This window comes from Streptomyces sp. A1136, from assembly GCF_004795055.1.
GTDB lineage: Bacteria > Actinomycetota > Actinomycetes > Streptomycetales > Streptomycetaceae > Streptomyces.
In genome coordinates this window covers 31,179-49,498 of record NZ_SSBJ01000007.1, presented here as the reverse complement: position 1 = coordinate 49,498, position 18,320 = coordinate 31,179, and the positions used below count along the sequence as shown (strand labels likewise).

The following is an 18,320-nucleotide window of genomic DNA, read 5'->3' as shown; positions in this document are numbered from 1 at the left end:
CGGCCCGATCACGAGATATCTTGATGTCGAGCAATGTTGCAGACGAGAGACGCAGACTGTGGAGCGGAGCATCCGGTGACTGACTCGACCATCATCTACACGCACACTGACGAGGCCCCGGCCCTCGCGACGTATTCGTTCCTGCCTGTGGTCCAGGCGTACGCGTCGACGGCCGGTGTGAATGTCGAGACCCGTGACATCTCCCTGGCCGGTCGGATCATCGCCGGCTTCCCCGAGTACCTCCAAGAGGACCAGCGCGTCGCCGACGCCCTCGCCGAGCTCGGCGAGCTGGCGAAGACGCCGGAAGCCAACATCATCAAGCTGCCCAACATCTCGGCCTCGATCCCGCAGCTCAAGGCCGCGGTCGCCGAGCTCCAGGGCCAGGGCTACGCGCTCCCGGACTACCCGGACGACCCGAAGACCGACGAGGAGCGCGAGATCCGCGCCCGTTACGACAAGGTCAAGGGCAGCGCCGTCAACCCGGTCCTGCGCGAGGGCAACTCCGACCGCCGCGCCCCCGCCTCGGTCAAGAACTACGCCAAGACCCACCCGCACCGCATGGGCGCCTGGAGCCCCGAGTCCAAGACGAACGTCGCCACCATGGGCGAGAACGACTTCCGCTCCACCGAGAAGTCCGCCGTCATGGCCGAGGCCGGCACGCTCCGTATCGAGCACGTCTCCGCCGACGGCACGACCACCGTGCTCCGCGAGTCCGTACCGGTCCTCGCCGGTGAGGTCGTCGACGCGTCCGTGATGCACGTCGACGCGCTGCGCACCTTCCTCAACGACCAGATCGAGCGGGCCAAGGCCGAGGGCGTCCTGTTCTCCGTCCACCTCAAGGCCACCATGATGAAGGTCTCCGACCCGATCATCTTCGGCCACGTGGTCCGTGCCTTCTTCCCGAAGACCTTCGCCCGCTACGGCGACGCCCTCGCCGCCGCGGGCCTGTCCCCGAACGACGGCCTCGGCGGGATCCTCAAGGGCCTCGACGGCATCGCGGACCTCGGCGACGAGATCAAGGCCTCCTTCGAGGCCGAGCTGGCCCACGGCCCGGCCCTCGCCATGGTCGACTCGGACAAGGGCATCACCAACCTGCACGTCCCGTCCGACGTCATCGTCGACGCCTCCATGCCGGCCATGATCCGCACGTCCGGTCACATGTGGGGCCCGGACGGCCAGGAGGCCGACACCCTCGCCGTCCTCCCGGACAGCAGCTACGCCGGTGTCTACCAGGCCGTCATCGACGACTGCCGCGCCCACGGCGCCTTCGACCCCGCCACCATGGGCTCGGTGCCCAACGTCGGCCTCATGGCGCAGAAGGCCGAGGAGTACGGCAGCCACGACAAGACCTTCGAGATCGCCGCCGCGGGCACCGTCCGCGTCGTCGACGCCGAGGGCAACGTGGTCCTGGAGCAGGAGGTCGCCGCCGGCGACGTCTTCCGCGCCTGCCAGACCAAGGACGCGCCGATCCGGGACTGGGTCAAGCTCGCCGTCACCCGCGCCCGCGCCACCGGCGTGCCGGCCGTCTTCTGGCTGGACGAGGGCCGCGCGCACGACGCGCAGCTGATCGCCAAGGTCAAGACGTACCTCGCCGACCACGACACCGACGGCCTCACCATCAAGATCCTCTCCCCGGTCGAGGCCACCGCCTACTCCCTGGACCGCATCCGCCGTGGCGAGGACACCATCTCGGTGACCGGCAACGTGCTGCGCGACTACCTGACCGACCTCTTCCCGATCCTGGAGCTGGGCACCAGCGCCAAGATGCTGTCGGTGGTCCCGCTGATGAACGGCGGCGGCCTCTTCGAGACCGGCGCCGGCGGCTCCGCCCCCAAGCACGTGCAGCAGCTCGTCAAGGAGAACTACCTGCGCTGGGACTCGCTGGGCGAGTTCCTCGCGCTGGCCGTCTCCTTCGAGCACCTCGCGACCACCACCGGCAACGCCCGCGCCCAGGTGCTGGCCTCCACCCTGGACCGCGCGACCGGCACCTTCCTGGACGAGGACAAGTCGCCGAGCCGCAAGCTGGGCGGCATCGACAACCGCGGCAGCCACTTCTACCTCGCCCTCTACTGGGCGCAGGAGCTGTCGCGCCAGATCGACGACCCGAAGCTGGCGGCCGCCTTCGAGCCGCTCGCCAAGACGCTGGCCGAGCAGGAGCAGACCATCGTCGGCGAGCTCGTCGCGGTGCAGGGCAACCCGGTCGACATCGGCGGCTACTACCAGCCCGACCCGGCCAAGTGCGCCGCGGTGATGCGTCCGTCCGACTCCTTCAACAAGGCGCTCGCGACGCTGGGCTGAGCCCCGACACGTGCGACGCGTTCCGCCCCGGCCGGCCTCGTGCCGGCCGGGGCGGACCCGTACGCGGACCCGTACGCGGACCCGTACGCGGACCCGTACGCGGACCCGTACGCGGGACCGGGACGGTCGGGGGAGCCCCGGCGACCCCGCGTCGAGGAGCGGCCGCCCCGGCGGCCCCGCGTACGGCGTAGGCGTGCTGGTCCCGCTGACGTACGCGCACGGCCCGGCGTCCCGCGAACGGTTGTCCGGCCGCCCGGAATCGGCTCTACTGCTGTGCAGCCCCGGGCCCGGGGCATATTCCGGGAGGGGCGGCGGATGAGGGCGAACCGACGGGCGCAGCGGGCGGCACGGCCCTCCTCGCACCGGCGTCGCACCCGATTCCGGGGGCGCAGACCGATCCTGGTGCTGTTGATCTCCGCCTTCCTGCTCGTCGGCGTCTGCGCCGCGACGGGTATCGCCTGGGACCCCTTCACCGCAGAGGCCCGGCAGGAGCGCTCGGCGCCCGCCCCCGCCGGCCCCCCGCCCGCGGGCCCCACCGCCACCCCCGCCCCGAGCCGTTCCGCCGGCCCCGAGGCGACGGACGAGGCGGTACCCCGCGAAGAGGCCGACCAAGGCGCGCAGCGCCCGACCGGAGCGCTGCCCTTCGACCTGCCCGCGCCGGCCGTGCTGCGCTCGGGGAGCGCCGGCAGGAAGCTGGTCTTCGCGCACTACTTCACCCCGTACCCGCTCTCCCTGGACAACGCGAGCGCCGACGTCGACTACTACACCCGCAACTACCTCGACCCGGCGGGCGAGAACGGCAAGCACCAGCGGTACGGCGGCCTGCTGCGCGACCGCCCGTTACCGGTGACGCCGGGGTCCGGCGACTGGGAGTCGGCCAACCTGCGGCAGGAGGTCCGCACCGCGCGCGACGCCGGCATCGACGGGTTCACCCTCGACCTGCTCTCGCTGTCCGGGAGCAACTGGGACCGGGCCCGACTGCTGATGTCCGCGGCCCATGCCGTCGACCCCGCCTTCAAGGTCATGCTGATGCCCGACATGACCGCCCTGACGTCCGAGGACCCGGCGGTGCTCGCCGACGCCCTCGCCGCTCTCGGCGCCTACCCCGCCGCCCACCGGCTGGCCGACGGGAGGCTCGTGGTATCGCCCTTCAAGGCGGAGGCGAGATCAGCCGACTGGTGGTCCCGGGTCTTGGAGTCCCTGAAGACCCGGCACGGCATCCGAGCGGCCCTCGTCCCGCTCTTCCTCGACTTCGACGCGAACCACGCCGCGTTCGCCCCGATCAGCTACGGCTTCTCCGAGTGGGGCACCCGCAGCTACGTCGGCCAGGAGGGCGCCACCGCCGACGTGCGGCGGGCCCACGCCGCGGGCAAGGTGTGGATGCAGCCCGTATCGGTCCAGGACAGCCGCCCCAACCAGGGCGTCTACGACGAGGCCGGCAACACCGCCACCCTCCGCTCGACGTGGGCGCACGCCATCGACGACGGCGCCGACTGGGTACAGCTCACCACCTGGAACGACTACTCGGAGGGCACCCAGTTCGCGCCCTCCCTGCACAACGGGTACACCTACCTGGACCTGAGCTCCTACTACCTGACCCGGTTCAAGACGGGCAGCTCGCCCCCGATCGTGCGGGACACGCTCTACCTCACGGCCCGTACCCAGTTCACGGCCGCCGGCCCGACCGGCGGGCAGTCGCTGCTGATGTCGCCGCGCAAGGGCAGCGCCGCCCCGCGCGACACGGTGGAGGTGCTCAGCTTCCTCACGGAGCCCGCCACCGTCCGCACGACCGTAGGCTCCGTCCAGGACGCGCACGAGGCACCCGCGGGCCTGCACTGCGCGCTGCTCCCCCTGCGACCGGGCACGCTGTCGGCCCGGGTGCTCCGCGACGGCCGGGCCGGGGCGGAGGTGGCTCTTCCCTACCGGGTGGGCCGCTCGGCGCGGGTGCAGGACCTCCAGTACTACGGCGCGACCAGCGGACGGAAGTAGCCGCCGGCCGGGGCCCGGCCACCCTGGCGCAATTGGCCCTACCGGACGTGCGGTCGGCCCCGCATGCTCCGTCAGGACCGTCCCACCGCCCCCCGGAGGAGCATCGTGACCGAGTCGACCAGCGAGCCGAAGAGCGCGCCCGCCACCCTGCCGAACAGCCCCCCGCCGTTCCCGGGCGGGCAACAGCTCTTCCGCCTCGACCCGGGGATCGCGCACCTCAACCACGGCTCGTTCGGCGCCGTCCCGATCCCCGTGCAGGAGGTGCAGGCGGCGCTGTCGGCGGAACTGCACGCCGACCCGGACACCTTCTTCGTCGACGTGGCCGACCGGATCGCCGCCGCCCGCGGCAGGGTCGCCGCGCACCTGGGGGCCGACCCCGACTCGATCGCCTTCATCTCCAACGCCACCGAGGGCGCCAACCTGGCCCTGAACGCCGTCGAACTCGCCGACGGCGACGAGATCCTGGTGACCGATCACGGCTACGGCACGGTCAGCGCGGCCGCCGCCCGCCGGGCCCCCGTCACCACCGTCCGCCTGGACCCGGACCTCCCGGACGAGGACGCCGTACGGGAAGCCGTGCTGGCCGCTCTGACGCCCCGTACCAAGGTGGCGCTGCTCGACCAGATCAGCTCGCCCACCGCGCGCCTCATCGCCGGCCCGGCGCTCCTCGCCGACCTCGCCGCCCGGGGCGTCACCACCGTCGTCGACGGCGCCCACTCGCCCGGAATGCTCGCCGACCCCCTCGCGGGCGGCGCCGACTTCTGGTTCGGGAACCTGCACAAGTGGGGGTACGCCCCCTCCGGCAGCGCCCTCCTCGCCGTCGCCCCCCACCACCGCGCCCGGGTCAAGGCGCTGGTGCCGTCCTGGGAGGACGCGCAGGGCTTCCCCCGCTCCGTCGAGAACCGGGCCACCGTCGACTACACCGGCCGGCTCTCGGCCCCCGAGGGACTGGACCTCCTCGACCGGCTCGACGCGGCCAAGGTCCGGGCCCACAACAGCGCCCTAGCCGCGTACGGCGCGCAACTGCTCGCCGAACTCCCCTGGCTCACCCCGCTCCCCTTCACCCCGGGACTCGCCATGCGGTCCCTGCGGCTGCCGCCCGGCACCGCCGAGACCCCGGACGACGCCCGCGAACTGCGCGAGCGGATCGCCCGGGAGCTGCGGATCAGGGTGCTGATCTGGCCCTGGCCGGGCGGCGGCGGCATCCGTGTCTGCGGGCAGGTCTACAACCGCCCCGAGGAGTACGAACGCCTCGCCGCCGGGCTCCCCGCCTACCTGCCGCGGTAGCGGCTCAGCCGCGCCGGAGCAGGTAGGTGTCCATGATCCAGCCCTTGCGCGCACGGGCCTCGGTCCGCAGTTCCTCGATCCGGCCCGCGACCTCCGCCAGTTTCCCCGAGACCAGGATCTCGTCCGGAGTGCCGACGTAGGCGCCCCAGTAGATGAAGAGGTCCTGGTCGAGGTGGGCGGTGAAGGCGTGCCGCGCGTCCAGCATCACCACCACGTCGTCCACGTCCTGCGGCCAGCCCTCGGCCAGCCGGCGGCCGGTGGTGATCTGGACCGGCCGCCCGACCCGGTTCAGGTTGGTGCGGTGGCGGGCCAGCAGCGCGGAGATGCTGCTGATCCCCGGTACCACCTCGTGCTCGAAGGCGACCCGCCCCCGCTCCAGCACCTCGTCCAGGATCGCGAGGGTGGAGTCGTACAGCGAGGGGTCGCCCCAGACCAGGAACGCGCCCGTCTCGCCGTCCGCGAGGTCCTCGGCGATGAACCGCTCGAAGATCTCGGCCCGCGCGCTGCGCCAGCCGTCCACCGTGGGGGTGTAGTCGGCCGGGGTCCGGTCGCGGTCCGGGTCGCGGCCCTCCACCAACCGGTGGCCGGGGCGGGCGTGCGCGTCGAGCATCGCCCGCCGCAGCCCGGTGAGGTCCGCCTTCTCCTCACCCTTCTCCAGGATGAGGAATGCGTCCGTGGCGCCGATCGCCTTGACCGCCTGGAGGGTCAGGTGGTCCGGGTCGCCCGCGCCTATGCCGATCACTGAGAACTTCTTCACCCGGCTATTCTGCCCGTCATGCGTGCCGCCCTGTTCGTCACCTGCGTCAACGACGCCCTGTACCCGCGCACCGGCGTCGCCGTGGTACGCCTGTTGGAGCGGCTCGGCGTGGAGGTGGACTTCCCGGCGGCGCAGGGCTGCTGCGGCCAACCGCAGTACAACACCGGCTACCGGTACGAGAGCGAACCGCTGCTGCGCCGCACCGCCGAGGCCTTCTCCGGGTACCCGTACGTGGTCGCCCCCTCCGGCTCCTGTGTCGCCATGATCCGCGAGCACTACCCCCGCATCGGCGCCAAGGCCGCGGCCGAAGGACGCGGCACCGAGCTCGCGGACCTCGCGGCCGACCTCGTGCCCCGCGTCCACGAGCTGACCGAGTTCCTCGTCGACGTGCTCGGGGTGACGGACGTCGGCGCCTGTTTCCCCCACACCGTCACCTACCACCCCTCCTGCCACGGCGCGCGGACCCTCGGGCTCGGAGATCGCCCGCGGCGGCTCCTGGCCGCCGTCGAGGGACTCGAACTGGTCGAGCTGCCCGGCGCCGAGGAGTGTTGCGGATTCGGCGGTACCTTCGCGGTCAAGAACCCCGACGTCTCCGCCGCGATGGGCGCCGACAAGGTCCGCGCCGCCCGGGACACCGGCGCCGAGGTGCTCTGCGGCGCCGACAACTCCTGCCTCGCCCACCTCGACGGGACGATCCGCCGCGCCGGCGCCTCCTTGAGGACCCTGCACCTCGCCGAGATCCTGGCCTCGACCAAGGCACCGGCGTCACGGGAGGCGACCCCGCGATGACGGCCACCCACCTCGGCATGCCCGCCTTCCCGCCGGCCGCACGGCAGGCCGTACGGGACGAGGTGCTGCGCGCCAACCTGCGCCGCGCCACCCACACCATCCGCGACAAACGGGCCCGTGCGGTCGCAGAACTGGAGGACTGGGACCGGCTGCGCGCGGCCGGCAAGGCCGTCAAGGACCACACCCTGCGCCGGCTCGACCACTACCTGCTGCGCCTGGAGGCGGCGGTGACCGCCGCCGGCGGCACCGTCCACTGGGCGGCGGACGCGGCCGAGGCGAACCGGATCGTGACCGCGCTGGTCCTGGCCACCGGCGAGCGGGAAGTCGTCAAGGTCAAGTCGATGGCCACCCAGGAGATCGGCCTCAACGAGGCACTGGAGGCGGCCGGGATCGCCGCGTACGAGACCGACCTGGCCGAACTCATCGTCCAACTGGGCCACGACCGGCCCTCGCACATCCTCGTCCCGGCCATCCACCGCAACCGGGCCGAGATCCGCGATGTCTTCCTGGCCGAGATGGGCCGTTGGGGACGGCCGGCCCCCGACGGGCTGGGCGACGACCCGCGCGAGCTGGCCGAAGCGGCGCGCCTGCACCTGCGCGAGAAGTTCCTGCGCGCCAAGGTCGCCGTCTCGGGCGCCAATTTCATGGTCGCCGAGACCGGCACGATGGTCGTGTTCGAGTCCGAGGGCAACGGCAGGATGTGCCTGACCCTGCCCGAGACCCTGATCTCCGTCGTGGGCATCGAGAAGGTGGTGCCGACCTTCCGCGACCTGGAGATCTTCCTCCAGACGCTGCCGCGCTCCTCCACCGCCGAGCGGATGAACCCCTACACCACGATGTGGACCGGGCTGGGTCCGTCGAAAGGGGCCGACGACGACGGTCCCGCCGCCTTCCACCTCGTCCTCCTCGACAACGGCCGCACCGACACCCTCGCCGACGAGATCGGCCGCCAGGCGCTGCGCTGCATCCGCTGCTCGGCCTGCCTGAACGTCTGCCCCGTCTACGAACGCGCCGGCGGTCACGCCTACGGCTCCGTCTACCCCGGCCCGATCGGCGCGATCCTGAGCCCCCAACTGCGGGGCACCGGCAGCGAGATCGACGCCTCGCTGCCCTACGCCTCCACCCTGTGCGGCGCCTGCTACGAGGTCTGCCCCGTCGCCATCGACATCCCCGAGGTCCTCCTCCACCTGCGCGAACGCGTGGTACAGGGCGGCCCGGTGACCCGTGAGGGCATCCGCGTACGCATCCGTCCCGCGCGCGGCCACACCGCCGAACGGGCCGCGATGCGCGCCGCCCGGCTGCTGCTGGAACGCCCCCGCGCGCTGCGCGCGGGGGAGCGGCTGCTGTCGCGGGCCCGGCGGCTGCGACCGCGCCGGCTGCCCGGACCGGGCCGCGCCTGGACCGACAGCCGCGAGCTGCCCCTGCCCCCGGAGGAACCCTTCCGCGACTGGTGGGCGCGCGAGCGGGGAGGACGGGCGTGAGCGGCAGGGACCGAGTGCTGGGCCGGATCCGGCGTGCGCTGGGGGAGCCGGGTCCCGAGATCGAGATCCCCCGCGACTACCTCCGCGTCCACGGAGTCCGCACGCCCGCGCAATCCGCGGACCTGCTCGCCGCCCACCTCGCCGAGTACCGCGCGAAGGTCCATCGCACCGACGAGGACGGCCTCGCGCCGCTCCTGGCCGCGCTGCTGGCCGCGCGGGGCGCGCGGACCGTGCTCGTACCGCCCGGCCTGCCCCCGTCCTGGCTCGGCGCGGCGGAAGCGACCCGGGTCCCGGACTCGGTCGAGTCCACCCCGTACGCACTCGACGCCGTGGACAGCGTGGTCACGGGCTGCGCCCTGGCCGTCGCCGAGACCGGCACGATCGTCCTGGACGGCGGCCCCGACCAAGGCCGCCGCCGCATCACCCTGGTCCCGGACCACCACATCTGCGTGGTCCGCGTGCCCGGACAGGTGGTGGAGTCCGTCCCGCAGGCCCTCGAACGCCTCGACCCGACCCGGCCGCTGACCTGGATCTCCGGGCCCTCCGCCACCAGCGACATCGAACTCGACCGGGTGGAGGGCGTCCACGGCCCCCGTACCCTGGAGGTGGTCCTGCTCGACGCACCCGCACAATGAGGGCATGTCCGCACACATCGCCCTCACCGCCCTCGTGGTCCACGACTACGACGACGCCATCGACTTCTACACCCGCGCCCTCGGCTTCACCCTCGACGAGGACACCGCCCGGCCCGACGGCTCGCGGTGGGTCGTGGTCCGGCCGCCCGGCGCCACCGAGTCCGCGCTGCTGCTGGCCCGCGCCAAGGACGACGCCCAGCGCGCCCGGGTCGGCGACCAGACCGGTGGCCGGGTCGGCTTCTTCCTCTACACCGACGACTTCGCGGGCGACCACGCCCGGATGACCGCCGAGGGCGTCCGCTTCCTGGAAGAGCCGCGCCACGAGACCTACGGCAGCGTCGCCGTCTTCGAGGACCTCTACGGGAACCGCTGGGACCTACTCCAGCCCGCGTCCGCCACCGCATAGCGAGGGCGCCTCGCGGGCGGCGTCCACCACGGCCCCGCCCTCCACCCGGTCGGCCAGCTCCCGGGCCCAGCGGACCAGCCCGGGGACGTCGATCCCGGCCGCGTCGATCCCGTAGGGCGATGCCTCCGGCGAGGCCAGGGCCTGCGCTCCGCGCCGCAGCAGCCGCGCCCCGCCCACCGCGTTCCCCCGGGCGGCGTGCGTCAGCCCCACCGCCAGCTGCGCGAGCCCACGCCACAGCGGGGCCTGCGCCGCCGGCCCGGACTTCCAGGCGTCCTCGAACACCTCGTGCGCGTGGAAGGGCATCCCGCCGTCCAGCAGCCGCTGCGCCTGCGCCACCGTCTCGGCCGGCGTCCGCACCACCCCCTCGGGCTGCCGCTCGACCCCGGGCGCCCCGTACGGCAACGGCCGCCCCAGCCCGTCCCGCGGCCGCGCGCTGCGTGCCCGTCCCTCGTCGTCGCGATCCCGTTCCCTCATCCGCCCATGGTGCCGCTCGCGGATCACCCGTGCACGTACACCCCCCGGCGTGCGGTAATGTTCTGCATGTGCCCGCCGCGAGGGGGAAAGCCCTGGTGGGAGGCACAGTGCCCAGGCACAACGGGACGTGGCGCAGCTTGGTAGCGCACTTGACTGGGGGTCAAGGGGTCGCAGGTTCAAATCCTGTCGTCCCGACTCGTGAGAGTCGCAGATCAGGGGCCGTTTCAGAGCGATCTGAAACGGCCCCTGGCCGTTTTGGGGCGCCGGGCGCCGGGCGCCGGGCGCCGGGCGCGGCGGGTCGGGTCGGGTGCGACCGCCTCCGACACGGCGGGGGGCCCGCGACAGGAGGGGGACCGGCGCGTAGGGTCCGGTGATCAGGGCCGGCCCGCGGGTGCGAGGGGGTCGAGACGCCGGGTCGGCTCGTGCGGACGCCGACCGGAGCCGCGTGCGTATCCCGGCGGGAACCGGGCAGGCGCATCCACAGCAGGACGGAAGGTGGTGCCGATGGTGCCGGGAGCGGGCAATGCGCGGTTCACGGTCGATGTGCGGGCCGTGGACGGAACCGTCGTCCTCGCCGTCGCCGGGGAGCTGGATCACGACACGGCCCAGCCCCTGCGGGACGCCTTGGATGCGGCGGTCACCCCGGGTGGCCGGTTGTTGGTCGACGTGTCCGGACTGGGTTTTTGCGACTCCACCGGACTCAACGTGCTCCTGCACAGCAGGATCGCGGTCCAAGAGGTCGGCGGCACGTTGGCGCTGGCCGGTCTGAGCGGACCGGTCGCGCGCATGTTCCGCATCACCGGGGCGGACGGGGTGTTCCCGGTGTACGCGGACGTGGCGGAGGCGCTGGAGCGCCAGCCCCGCTAGCCGCTGCGCCGGGCGGCGCGTCGTCGGCGCGTGGAGGGTCCGTAGGGTCGAGGCGAGCACGAGGAGACGAGTCATGCAGCGAGGGTCCCCGGGCCGGGTGCGGCTGCTGCTGCTGGAGGGCGCGGCCGACCCGGTGACCCGCAGCCGTGACTTCGCCCGCCGTGCCCTCGCCTCCTGGAAGTGGCTTCCCGAGACCGCCGAGGACGTCCTGCTCCTGGTCTCGGAGGTCGTGTCCAACGCCTGTCTGCACGGCGGAGGGCCCGGGACGCTGCTCCTGCACTGGACGCCGGAGCGGCTGCGGATCGAGGTCACGGACGGCAACCCCGCGCCGCCGGTGCGCGCCCGGGCCCCCGAACCGGGACGGCCCGGCGGGCACGGGCTGCTCATAGTGGACCGGCTGGCCCGCAGTTGGGGCTCACTCCCCGGCAACGGCGGGAAGTGCGTCTGGCTTGAGGTCAGCCCCGGGTGACGGTCCCGTCGTCCACGGCCTTCACCGCCCTGATGACCTCGTCCGTCGTGCTCACCTTGCCGATGCGCGGGAAGATCTTGTCGAAGCTGTGCGCGTGGGAGTCTGCGTCCATGTCGGTGGTGGCGTCCTCGGCGAAGACCAGCTCGTAGCTGTGCTCCCAGGCCGTGCGCGCGGTGGACTCGACGCCGATGCTCGTCGAGATGCCGCCCAGGACGATCCGGCGGACGCCGCGGCGGCGCAGCTGGAGGTCGAGCTCCGTGCCGGTGAAGGCGCCCCAGTGCCGTTTGGTGACGACCACGTCCGCGAGGGCCGCCAGCCGGTCGGGGAGCTCGGAGAACGCGGCGGGGGGAGCGGAGGCGGGGCCCGGCCGGTCGACATTGGCGGTGGGCAGGTCGCCGCCGTCGGGGGACCAGGCGACCTTGACCAGCACGACCGGCAGCCGGTGGGCCCGGAAGGCCTCGGCGAGGGCGATGCCGTTCTCCAGGACGCGCGCGGAGGGTGTGGCGGTGGGGAGGGCGAGGATGCCCTGTTGGAGGTCGATGAGGACCAGCGCGGTGCCGCTGTCCAGGGTGAGCGCGGGCGCGGGGGCGGTCATGGGAGCTCCTCGGATCGGTGGGCGTTCAGTTCTCGGCCAGGCGCCGCAGCAGCGGAACGGCCTCGGCCAGCAGCCGCTGTTCCGCCGGGCCGAGCCGTTCGGTGATCAGTTCGGCGATCCGCCCGTGCCCCTCCTCGCGCCGCCGGCGGACAAGGGCCCGGCCCTCGTCCGTGAGCGCGATCAGCTGCTGCCGACCATCGGTGGGGTGGGGGCTGCGGGCGACATGCCCCTCTGCCTGGAGGGAGTTGACGGTGGCGATGACGGACTGCGGTCGGATCTGCTCGGCCCGCGCCAGCTCGGACGCGGTGGACGGCCCGAGCCGTTCCAGCCGCTTGAGCACGGACATCTGCGACAGGCTGACCCCGTCTCCGGCCGCGGCGCGCAACCGCCGCACCAGCATGCCGAGGGCCAGCTGCAGCTCCTCGGCGGTGTCGCGGGCCCGGGGACCCCCGGCATGTGGCTCGGTCATGCACCCCACGGTAGTGATCTACAGGTAAACTTGCAAGGTTGCCTTGTTTGTTCTGCCGCCCCGGCCGGCTGAATCCGGCACGCTCCATACTGGCCGGTGTGAAGATCGACGACGCCACAGACGACACGGCCCTGTTCACCATCGAGGGCCACACCGGGGTGATCACCCTCAACCGCCCCCGGGCCCTCAACGCCCTCACCCACCCCATGGTGCTGCGGATCGCCGGGGCACTGGCGGCCTGGGAGCGGGAGCCCGCCGTCACCCAGGTCCTCCTGCGCGGCGCGGGCGAGCGCGGACTGTGCGCCGGCGGTGACATCCGCGCCATCCACGACGACGCGAAGACCGGCGGCAGCGCGTCGATCGGCTTCTGGCGGGACGAATACCGCCTCAACGCGCGGATCGCCGCGTATCCGAAGCCCTACGTCGCCCTGATGGACGGCATCGTGATGGGCGGCGGCGTCGGCCTCTCGGCCCACGGAGCGGTCCGTGTCGTCACCGAACGCTCCCGCGTCGCCATGCCGGAGACCGGCATCGGCTTCGTGCCCGACGTCGGCGGTACGCACCTGCTCGCGCGGGCCCCCGGCCGGTTGGGCACGCACCTCGCCCTCACCGGCGCGGCCGTGGGCGCCGCCGACGCGCTGTTGTGCGGACTCGCCGACCACTTCGTCCCCGCCGACCTGCTGCCCGAGCTGACAGCCGACCTCGCGGGCGCGCCCGCCGCGCGGGTACTGCCCCGGTACGCCGGGCACACGCCCCCGCCCGGCGAACTCGCCGCCCACCGCGCGTGGATCGACCACTGCTACGCCGCCGAGACGGTGGAGGAGATCGTGGAGCGGCTGCTGGCGGTGGGCGAACCGGCGGCCAAGGAGAGCGCCGAGACGATCCTGGCCAAGTCCCCGACCTCCCTCAAGGTCACCCTGGAGGCGGTTCGCCGCGCACGCGAACTGGGCACGCTGGAGCTGGTGTTGGAGCAGGAGTTCCGCGTCTCCTCGCACATGCTGCGCGCGCCGGACCTGGTCGAGGGCATCCGGGCCCAGGTCGTCGACAAGGACCGTACGCCGCGTTGGCGGCCGGCGACCCTCGGCGAGGTGGACCGGGCGGAGGTGACCCGCCACTTCGACGCGCCGGCCGAGGGGCAGGAGCCGATCTTCCCCACCGCGGGCCCCCGGGCTTGAACAACCCGCCCCCGTGCCCGCACTGTTGACCGGATCACACCTTTCTCGGTCAGGAGAGCCGGCTTGTCAGCCCAGAACGCGCGCGTCACCGCGCAGGCGCACGTCATAGACCCCGCGGGCGGCTGCCCGCACGCCCTCAACGCCCGGCTCCGGGCCCACGGCCCCGTCGCCGACGTGGTACTGCCCGGCGGGGTGCCCGGGGCCGTCGTCCTGGGACACGACGCCCTGAGGGAGTTCCTCGGCCACCCCGACGTCGCGAAGGACGCCCGGCACTTCCCGGCCCTGCGGGACGGCACGATCCCCCCGGACTGGCCCCTGCGCGTCTTCGCCGACGCCCAGGGCATGCACACCGCCGACGGCGACGACCACCGCCGGCTGCGTTCCCTCGTCGGCAACGCGTTCACCGCCCGGCAGGTGGAGCGGCTGCGGCCGCGCGTGGAGGCGCTGACCGAGGAACTCCTGGACGACCTCGGACGGGCGGCGGCCGCCTCCCCCGACGGAGTCGCCGACCTGCGCACGCACGTCGCCCTTCCGCTGCCCATGGGGGTCATCTGCGAGCTGCTCGGCGTGGACCCCGAGCACCGCGACCGGCTGCACAGGCTCACCAACACCGTGATCATCTCGACGAACACCACACCCGCCGAGGTGACGGCCGCCGTCCGGGAACTCGTGGAGCTGATCGCCGGCATCGCAGCCGCCCGCCGGGCCGACCCCGGCGAGGACCTCACCAGCGCGCTGATCGCCGCCCGCGACGACGACGGCGACCGGCTCGGCGAAGCCGAACTCATCGGCACCATGCGCCTGATGCTGGTCGCCGGCCACGAGACCACCCTCAACCTGATCAGCAACGCCGTGCGTGCCCTGTGCAGGCACCGCGACCAGCTCGACCTGGTCCTGGCGGGCGAGGCGAGCTGGTCGGACGTCGTGGACGAGACGCTGCGCTGGGACGGCCCGGTCAGCTGGTTCCCGTTCCGCTACCCCACCCGCGACGTGACCGTCGGTGGGACGGTGATCCCGCAGGGCACCCCCGTCCTCGCGGGCTACACGGCCGCGGGCCGGGACGAGGCCTTCCACGGGGCGGACGCCGACCGCTTCGACCTCACCCGCCCCACCGCCGGACGCCATCTCTCCTTCGGGCACGGCGCGCACTACTGCGTCGGGGCGCCGCTCGCCCGCCTGGAGGCCACCATCGCCCTCGAACGCCTCTTCACCCGCTTCCCCGACCTCGACCTCGCCGTCGCGGAGCCGAGCCTCCCGCGCCAACGGAGCTTCATCGGCAACAGCGTGGACGCGCTTCCCGTGCGGCCCGGCCGGGCGCGCTGAAGGGTGTTGCAGAAGGCTCGGTTCCTGTCGGTCGGACGCCGGGCGCCGGGTCAGCGCGCCGGGGCGGAGGGGGCCGGGACCTCGGAGCTCAACCAGCCCAGCGCGTCGGGATACATCCCGATCCACGTCTGGAAGTTGTGGCCGCCGGCGGGGCGCACCAGCGTCTTGACCCGGACGCCGGTCCCCGCCGCGGCCTTGGCGAAGGAATCGAGTTGCCCCGGCGGGCTGTCCTTGTCCTGCGCGGACGTGGCGAGGAACAGCGCGGCGCCCGTCTTCCTCGCGTGCGTGACCAGCCACATCGGGCTGTTGCGCTCCCTCAGGCCCCGGTCGGTCAGCACCCCCGCGTCCCCGGTCAGCGCGTCCGGGTCCAGCGCCGCCCCGGCGCCGAACACCTTCGGGTACTGGAGCGGCAGCTTCGCCGCGCAGTAAGCCCCCGTCGAAATGCCCATCAGCGCCCACCCCTTGGGCTGGGGCAGGGTACGGAAGTGGCGCGCGACGAGCGCCGGCACATCGTCCGCCAGCCAGGTGGCCACCCGGCGCCCCGGCACATCGCTGCAGTCGGTGTTCACCCCGCCCGGATTGATCTCCGGGATCACCAGGATGAAGGGGTGCGCCGCACCCAACCGGACCAGGTCCTCCAGCGCCCCCGGCATGTCGCCCAGCTCCGTCCAGGACCTGGGCGAGCCCGGATACCCGTGCAGCAGCGTCAGCACCGGGAAGCGGGTCTTCGCCGCGCCTGGGGCGCTGTACTCCGGGGGAGTCCAGACGATCACCTGGCCGGCCAGCTTGGAGCGGGTGCCCCGGAAGTAGGTGCTGCGGGTGCCGTCCTCGCCCGGCGTGAAGGTCGCCCGCCCCGCCGGGGGGCCCGTCATCGTGGAGCCGTTGCCGCTCGGGGTCCCCAGCAGGTCGTCCCAGGAGGCGTAGAGCCCGAAGCTCCCGTTGATCCACGTCGCCACCACGCAGATGGCGGTCAACTGGCAGAGCCCGATCATCAGCACCCGCGCGGTCCAGCGCAGCCAGCCGGGCCCGGGGAGGCGGTTCCAGAGCAGCAGCGTCGCGAGCATGGCGAGCGCGGTGACCACGACCAAGGTCACCAGGAACGACGTGCCGGTCAGCTCCACGGCCTCAATGTACGGCGCGCCCCGCCCGTGTCGGCGGCGGACCGCCCCGTGTCGCCCGCCCGCACCCGCACCGTCACCGCGTGCCATCCCGTGGCCCCGTCCGGGACCGTCGCCCTGCGCTTGCCGGTCTGTACGGCGCCCGTCCGGTCGGTGGCCCGGACCTCCAGGGTGTGGCGTCCGGGCGTGGCCTCCCACGGCCACAGCCACTGGCGCCAGGTGTCGTCGCCGTCCGAGTCCGCCAGCCGGGCCTCCTGCCACGGGCCGCCGTCGACCCGTACCTCGACCCGGGAGACGCCCCGGTGCAACGCCCACGCCACACCCGCCACCACGACCCGGCCCGCCGCCGGTTCCGCGAGCGGACGAGGAGTGTCGATACGCGACTGCGTCTTGACGGGCGCCTGCTGCGCCCAGGACCGCCGCACCCAGTACGCGTCGTACGCGGCGAAGGTGGTCAGCCGCAGCTCGCTCAGCCACTTGCAGGCCGATACGTACCCGTACAGGCCCGGCACCACCATCCGCACCGGGAAGCCGTGCGCGAAGGGCAGCGGCTCGCCGTTCATCCCCACCGCCAGCAGCGCCTCCCGGCCGTCCATCACGGCTTCGATCGGGGTGCCGATCGTCATCCCGTCCACCGAGCGCGCCACCAACTGGTCGGCCCGGCCGCCGCGCGACGGCGGTCGCACCCCCGCCTCCCGCAGCAGGTCGGCCAGTCGGACGCCGAGCCAGCGGGCGTTGCCCGCGTACGGACCGCCCACCTCGTTCGACACGCAGGTGAGGGTGATGTCGTGCTCGACGAGGGGACGCGCGAGCAGCGCGCGCAGGTCGAGGGTCAGCGGCTTCGTGACCCCGTCCCCGTGGACGCGCAACCGCCAGTCGGCCGCGTCCACGCGCGGCACGACCAAGGCGGTGTCCACCCGGTAGAAGTCGCGGGCGGGGGTGAGGAAGGGCGACACCCCGCGCGCCCGCACCTGCGCCCCGGCCGGTACCGGCGGGGCCGGTACCGCCGGCGGCGGCACGACCAGGTCCGCCCGGGAGGTCGTCGCGCCCGCCGACCCGTACGCTCCCAGGCGCCGTCCCGCGTACCAGGCGCCCGCCGAGACGGCCGTGGTGGCCAGCACCAGCCGACCGAATCCGCGCCGGTCCAGCGAACCGGCCCCACCGGTCCCACTCGCCCCACCGTCCCCAGTTCCCCCAGTGCCCGCCGGGCGCCTTCGCGTCGCAGCCCTGACCGCGAAGTGCAGCACCCAGGCCGCCACGAGCCCGCCCAGCAGCGAGGGCAGCGCGTCCTTCCAGGTCGCCCCGGGGCGACCGAGGGCGGCCACGGCGCCGACGAGGCCGAAGCAGGCGGCGACCGCGATCCCCGCGCGCGGCCGGCGTACGGCCAGTACCCCGGCCGCCACCGCGACCAGGCCCAGGACCACGACGATGCCGAGGGTCAGGACGGGCTTGTCCGCGGTGCCCAGGCTCCGCACCGCCCACTCCTTGACGACCGGCGGCGTACGGTCCACCACCGCGCCGCCGACGGCGGTCACCGGGGACGCCTCGGGCCGTACGACCGCGGCCGCCAGTCGCGCCGCCGCCAGCCCGGCGAAGGCGGCGAGCAGGCCGCACACCGCGCCCGCCGCGCGCCGGGCCCCCCGACCCCCGGATGTGCTGTGTACACCACTCATCGGGTCACCGTCCGCCCGGGCTCGCGCCGTCCCCCTTCCGACTGTACGAGCCCCAAGGCGCGGGAGTACCGCAGCGCGGGCGTTCGGGGGCACGTGCGTCGCGGGCCGGGGCGCGCCTCGGGACGGGCCGGGCCGGCGGGGTGCCGGCGGCCCGCTCAGGCCCGTGGCCGGCCGGCCCGCTCGGCGGCCCGCCGCGCCATGGTCTCCAGGCAGTTCTCGGAGCCGGCGGCGGTGGGGCGCGTGGCCGGCGCGGCCCGCTTGCGCAGCTCCACCACCCCGTCGGTGATCACGTCGCGCGGATCGGAGCGCCGGGGCGCCTCCCGCGCCGGGTCACCGGTCCGGCCCAACTCGTCGACGGCGGGGTCGGCGGCGCCGGCCGCGAGCAGCGCCAGCAGCTCCAGCGCCGCGGAGGGCCGCTCCCGTTCGGTCTCGGACATGCCCCATGCACTCCTGACGGCGTAGGAAGGGGCGGCCGCCGGGAGTACTCCGACGGCCGCCCCGGTCGGGTCCGGGTC

General features: G+C 73.8%; 18 protein-coding genes and 1 tRNA gene. 12 read left to right on the top strand and 7 right to left on the bottom strand.

The features are described from left to right. Positions 1-75 precede the first annotated feature (75 nt). The 3 genes from E6R62_RS08755 (at position 76) to E6R62_RS08740 (ending at position 5,574) form a co-directional block, all read left to right on the top strand. Positions 76-2,298, top strand: a complete 2,223-nt coding sequence (locus tag E6R62_RS08755; RefSeq protein ID WP_136212758.1) for an NADP-dependent isocitrate dehydrogenase — start codon at positions 76-78, stop codon at positions 2,296-2,298. A 315-nt stretch (positions 2,299-2,613) separates the two neighbouring features. Next, on the top strand, positions 2,614-4,287 hold the full coding sequence (locus E6R62_RS08745; RefSeq protein ID WP_136212756.1) for a glycoside hydrolase family 71 protein: 1,674 nt from the start codon (positions 2,614-2,616) through the stop codon (positions 4,285-4,287). Between the two features lie 105 nt (positions 4,288-4,392). Then, positions 4,393-5,574 carry an aminotransferase class V-fold PLP-dependent enzyme gene (locus E6R62_RS08740; protein WP_240801556.1) on the top strand — a complete coding sequence of 394 codons (1,182 nt, stop codon included), beginning with the start codon at positions 4,393-4,395 and terminating at the stop codon, positions 5,572-5,574. A gap of 4 nt (positions 5,575-5,578) precedes the next feature. Here the strand turns inward: E6R62_RS08740 and cobF are convergent, their stop codons facing one another. Next, positions 5,579-6,331, bottom strand: coding sequence for a precorrin-6A synthase (deacetylating) (cobF, locus tag E6R62_RS08735; RefSeq protein WP_136212754.1), 753 nt, complete (start codon positions 6,329-6,331; stop codon positions 5,579-5,581). A gap of 18 nt (positions 6,332-6,349) precedes the next feature. Between cobF and E6R62_RS08730 the strand changes: the two genes are divergently transcribed. The 4 genes from E6R62_RS08730 to E6R62_RS08715 are packed head-to-tail and all read left to right on the top strand — an operon-like array spanning position 6,350 to position 9,642. Further along, complete coding sequence (locus tag E6R62_RS08730) at positions 6,350-7,120, top strand: (Fe-S)-binding protein (protein WP_136212753.1); 771 nt, start codon at positions 6,350-6,352, stop codon at positions 7,118-7,120. Next, positions 7,117-8,601 carry a lactate utilization protein B gene (locus E6R62_RS08725; RefSeq protein ID WP_136212752.1) on the top strand — a complete coding sequence of 495 codons (1,485 nt, stop codon included), beginning with the start codon at positions 7,117-7,119 and terminating at the stop codon, positions 8,599-8,601. Before E6R62_RS08730 ends, E6R62_RS08725 begins: the two co-directional genes overlap by 4 nt. Further along, positions 8,598-9,236: an LUD domain-containing protein gene (locus E6R62_RS08720; RefSeq protein ID WP_136212751.1), complete on the top strand. Its 639-nt coding sequence runs from the start codon at positions 8,598-8,600 to the stop codon at positions 9,234-9,236. Before E6R62_RS08725 ends, E6R62_RS08720 begins: the two co-directional genes overlap by 4 nt. A gap of 4 nt (positions 9,237-9,240) precedes the next feature. After that, positions 9,241-9,642 (top strand): VOC family protein, encoded by a 402-nt coding sequence (locus tag E6R62_RS08715; protein WP_136212750.1) that lies wholly within the window; start codon positions 9,241-9,243, stop codon positions 9,640-9,642. Here the strand turns inward: E6R62_RS08715 and E6R62_RS08710 are convergent. Continuing rightward, complete coding sequence (locus E6R62_RS08710; RefSeq protein WP_136212749.1) at positions 9,613-10,116, bottom strand: DUF309 domain-containing protein; 504 nt, start codon at positions 10,114-10,116, stop codon at positions 9,613-9,615. The two genes, E6R62_RS08715 and E6R62_RS08710, sit on opposite strands and share 30 nt — an antisense overlap. A gap of 121 nt (positions 10,117-10,237) precedes the next feature. Here E6R62_RS08710 and E6R62_RS08705 point away from each other — a divergent pair. From E6R62_RS08705 to E6R62_RS08695, 3 genes are all read left to right on the top strand, one after another. Further along, positions 10,238-10,311: transfer RNA gene (locus E6R62_RS08705), tRNA-Pro, on the top strand. A 309-nt stretch (positions 10,312-10,620) separates the two neighbouring features. Continuing rightward, positions 10,621-10,983, top strand: coding sequence for an STAS domain-containing protein (locus E6R62_RS08700; RefSeq protein ID WP_136212748.1), 363 nt, complete (start codon positions 10,621-10,623; stop codon positions 10,981-10,983). Positions 10,984-11,056: 73 nt separating this feature from the next. Next, a complete protein-coding gene (locus E6R62_RS08695) occupies positions 11,057-11,452 on the top strand; it encodes an ATP-binding protein (protein ID WP_136212747.1) in 396 nt (131 codons plus the stop codon). Here the strand turns inward: E6R62_RS08695 and E6R62_RS08690 are convergent. Together E6R62_RS08690 and E6R62_RS08685 are read right to left on the bottom strand one after the other, a co-directional pair. Further along, the gene (locus tag E6R62_RS08690; protein WP_136212746.1) at positions 11,439-12,047 is read right to left on the bottom strand and encodes a hydrolase; all 609 of its coding nucleotides are present in this window, start codon (positions 12,045-12,047) and stop codon (positions 11,439-11,441) included. The genes E6R62_RS08695 and E6R62_RS08690 overlap by 14 nt on opposite strands. 25 nt (positions 12,048-12,072) lie before the next feature. Further along, positions 12,073-12,516 (bottom strand): MarR family winged helix-turn-helix transcriptional regulator, encoded by a 444-nt coding sequence (locus tag E6R62_RS08685; RefSeq protein ID WP_136212745.1) that lies wholly within the window; start codon positions 12,514-12,516, stop codon positions 12,073-12,075. 104 nt (positions 12,517-12,620) lie between these two features. Here E6R62_RS08685 and E6R62_RS08680 point away from each other — a divergent pair, with 104 nt between their 5' ends. Both E6R62_RS08680 and E6R62_RS08675 read left to right on the top strand, forming a co-directional pair. Then, a complete protein-coding gene (locus tag E6R62_RS08680; RefSeq protein WP_136212943.1) occupies positions 12,621-13,691 on the top strand; it encodes an enoyl-CoA hydratase/isomerase family protein in 1,071 nt (356 codons plus the stop codon). Positions 13,692-13,754: 63 nt separating this feature from the next. Next, on the top strand, positions 13,755-15,014 hold the full coding sequence (locus E6R62_RS08675; RefSeq protein WP_136212744.1) for a cytochrome P450: 1,260 nt from the start codon (positions 13,755-13,757) through the stop codon (positions 15,012-15,014). A gap of 50 nt (positions 15,015-15,064) precedes the next feature. Here E6R62_RS08675 and E6R62_RS08670 read toward each other — a convergent pair whose 3' ends face one another. From E6R62_RS08670 to E6R62_RS08660, 3 genes are all read right to left on the bottom strand, one after another. Beyond that, on the bottom strand, positions 15,065-16,135 hold the full coding sequence (locus E6R62_RS08670; RefSeq protein WP_136212743.1) for an esterase family protein: 1,071 nt from the start codon (positions 16,133-16,135) through the stop codon (positions 15,065-15,067). Continuing rightward, positions 16,126-17,805: a molybdopterin-dependent oxidoreductase gene (locus E6R62_RS08665; RefSeq protein WP_136212742.1), complete on the bottom strand. Its 1,680-nt coding sequence runs from the start codon at positions 17,803-17,805 to the stop codon at positions 16,126-16,128. Before E6R62_RS08665 ends, E6R62_RS08670 begins: the two co-directional genes overlap by 10 nt. A gap of 155 nt (positions 17,806-17,960) precedes the next feature. Then, positions 17,961-18,242 carry a hypothetical protein gene (locus E6R62_RS08660; protein WP_136212741.1) on the bottom strand — a complete coding sequence of 94 codons (282 nt, stop codon included), beginning with the start codon at positions 18,240-18,242 and terminating at the stop codon, positions 17,961-17,963. Positions 18,243-18,320: the final 78 nt, after the last annotated feature.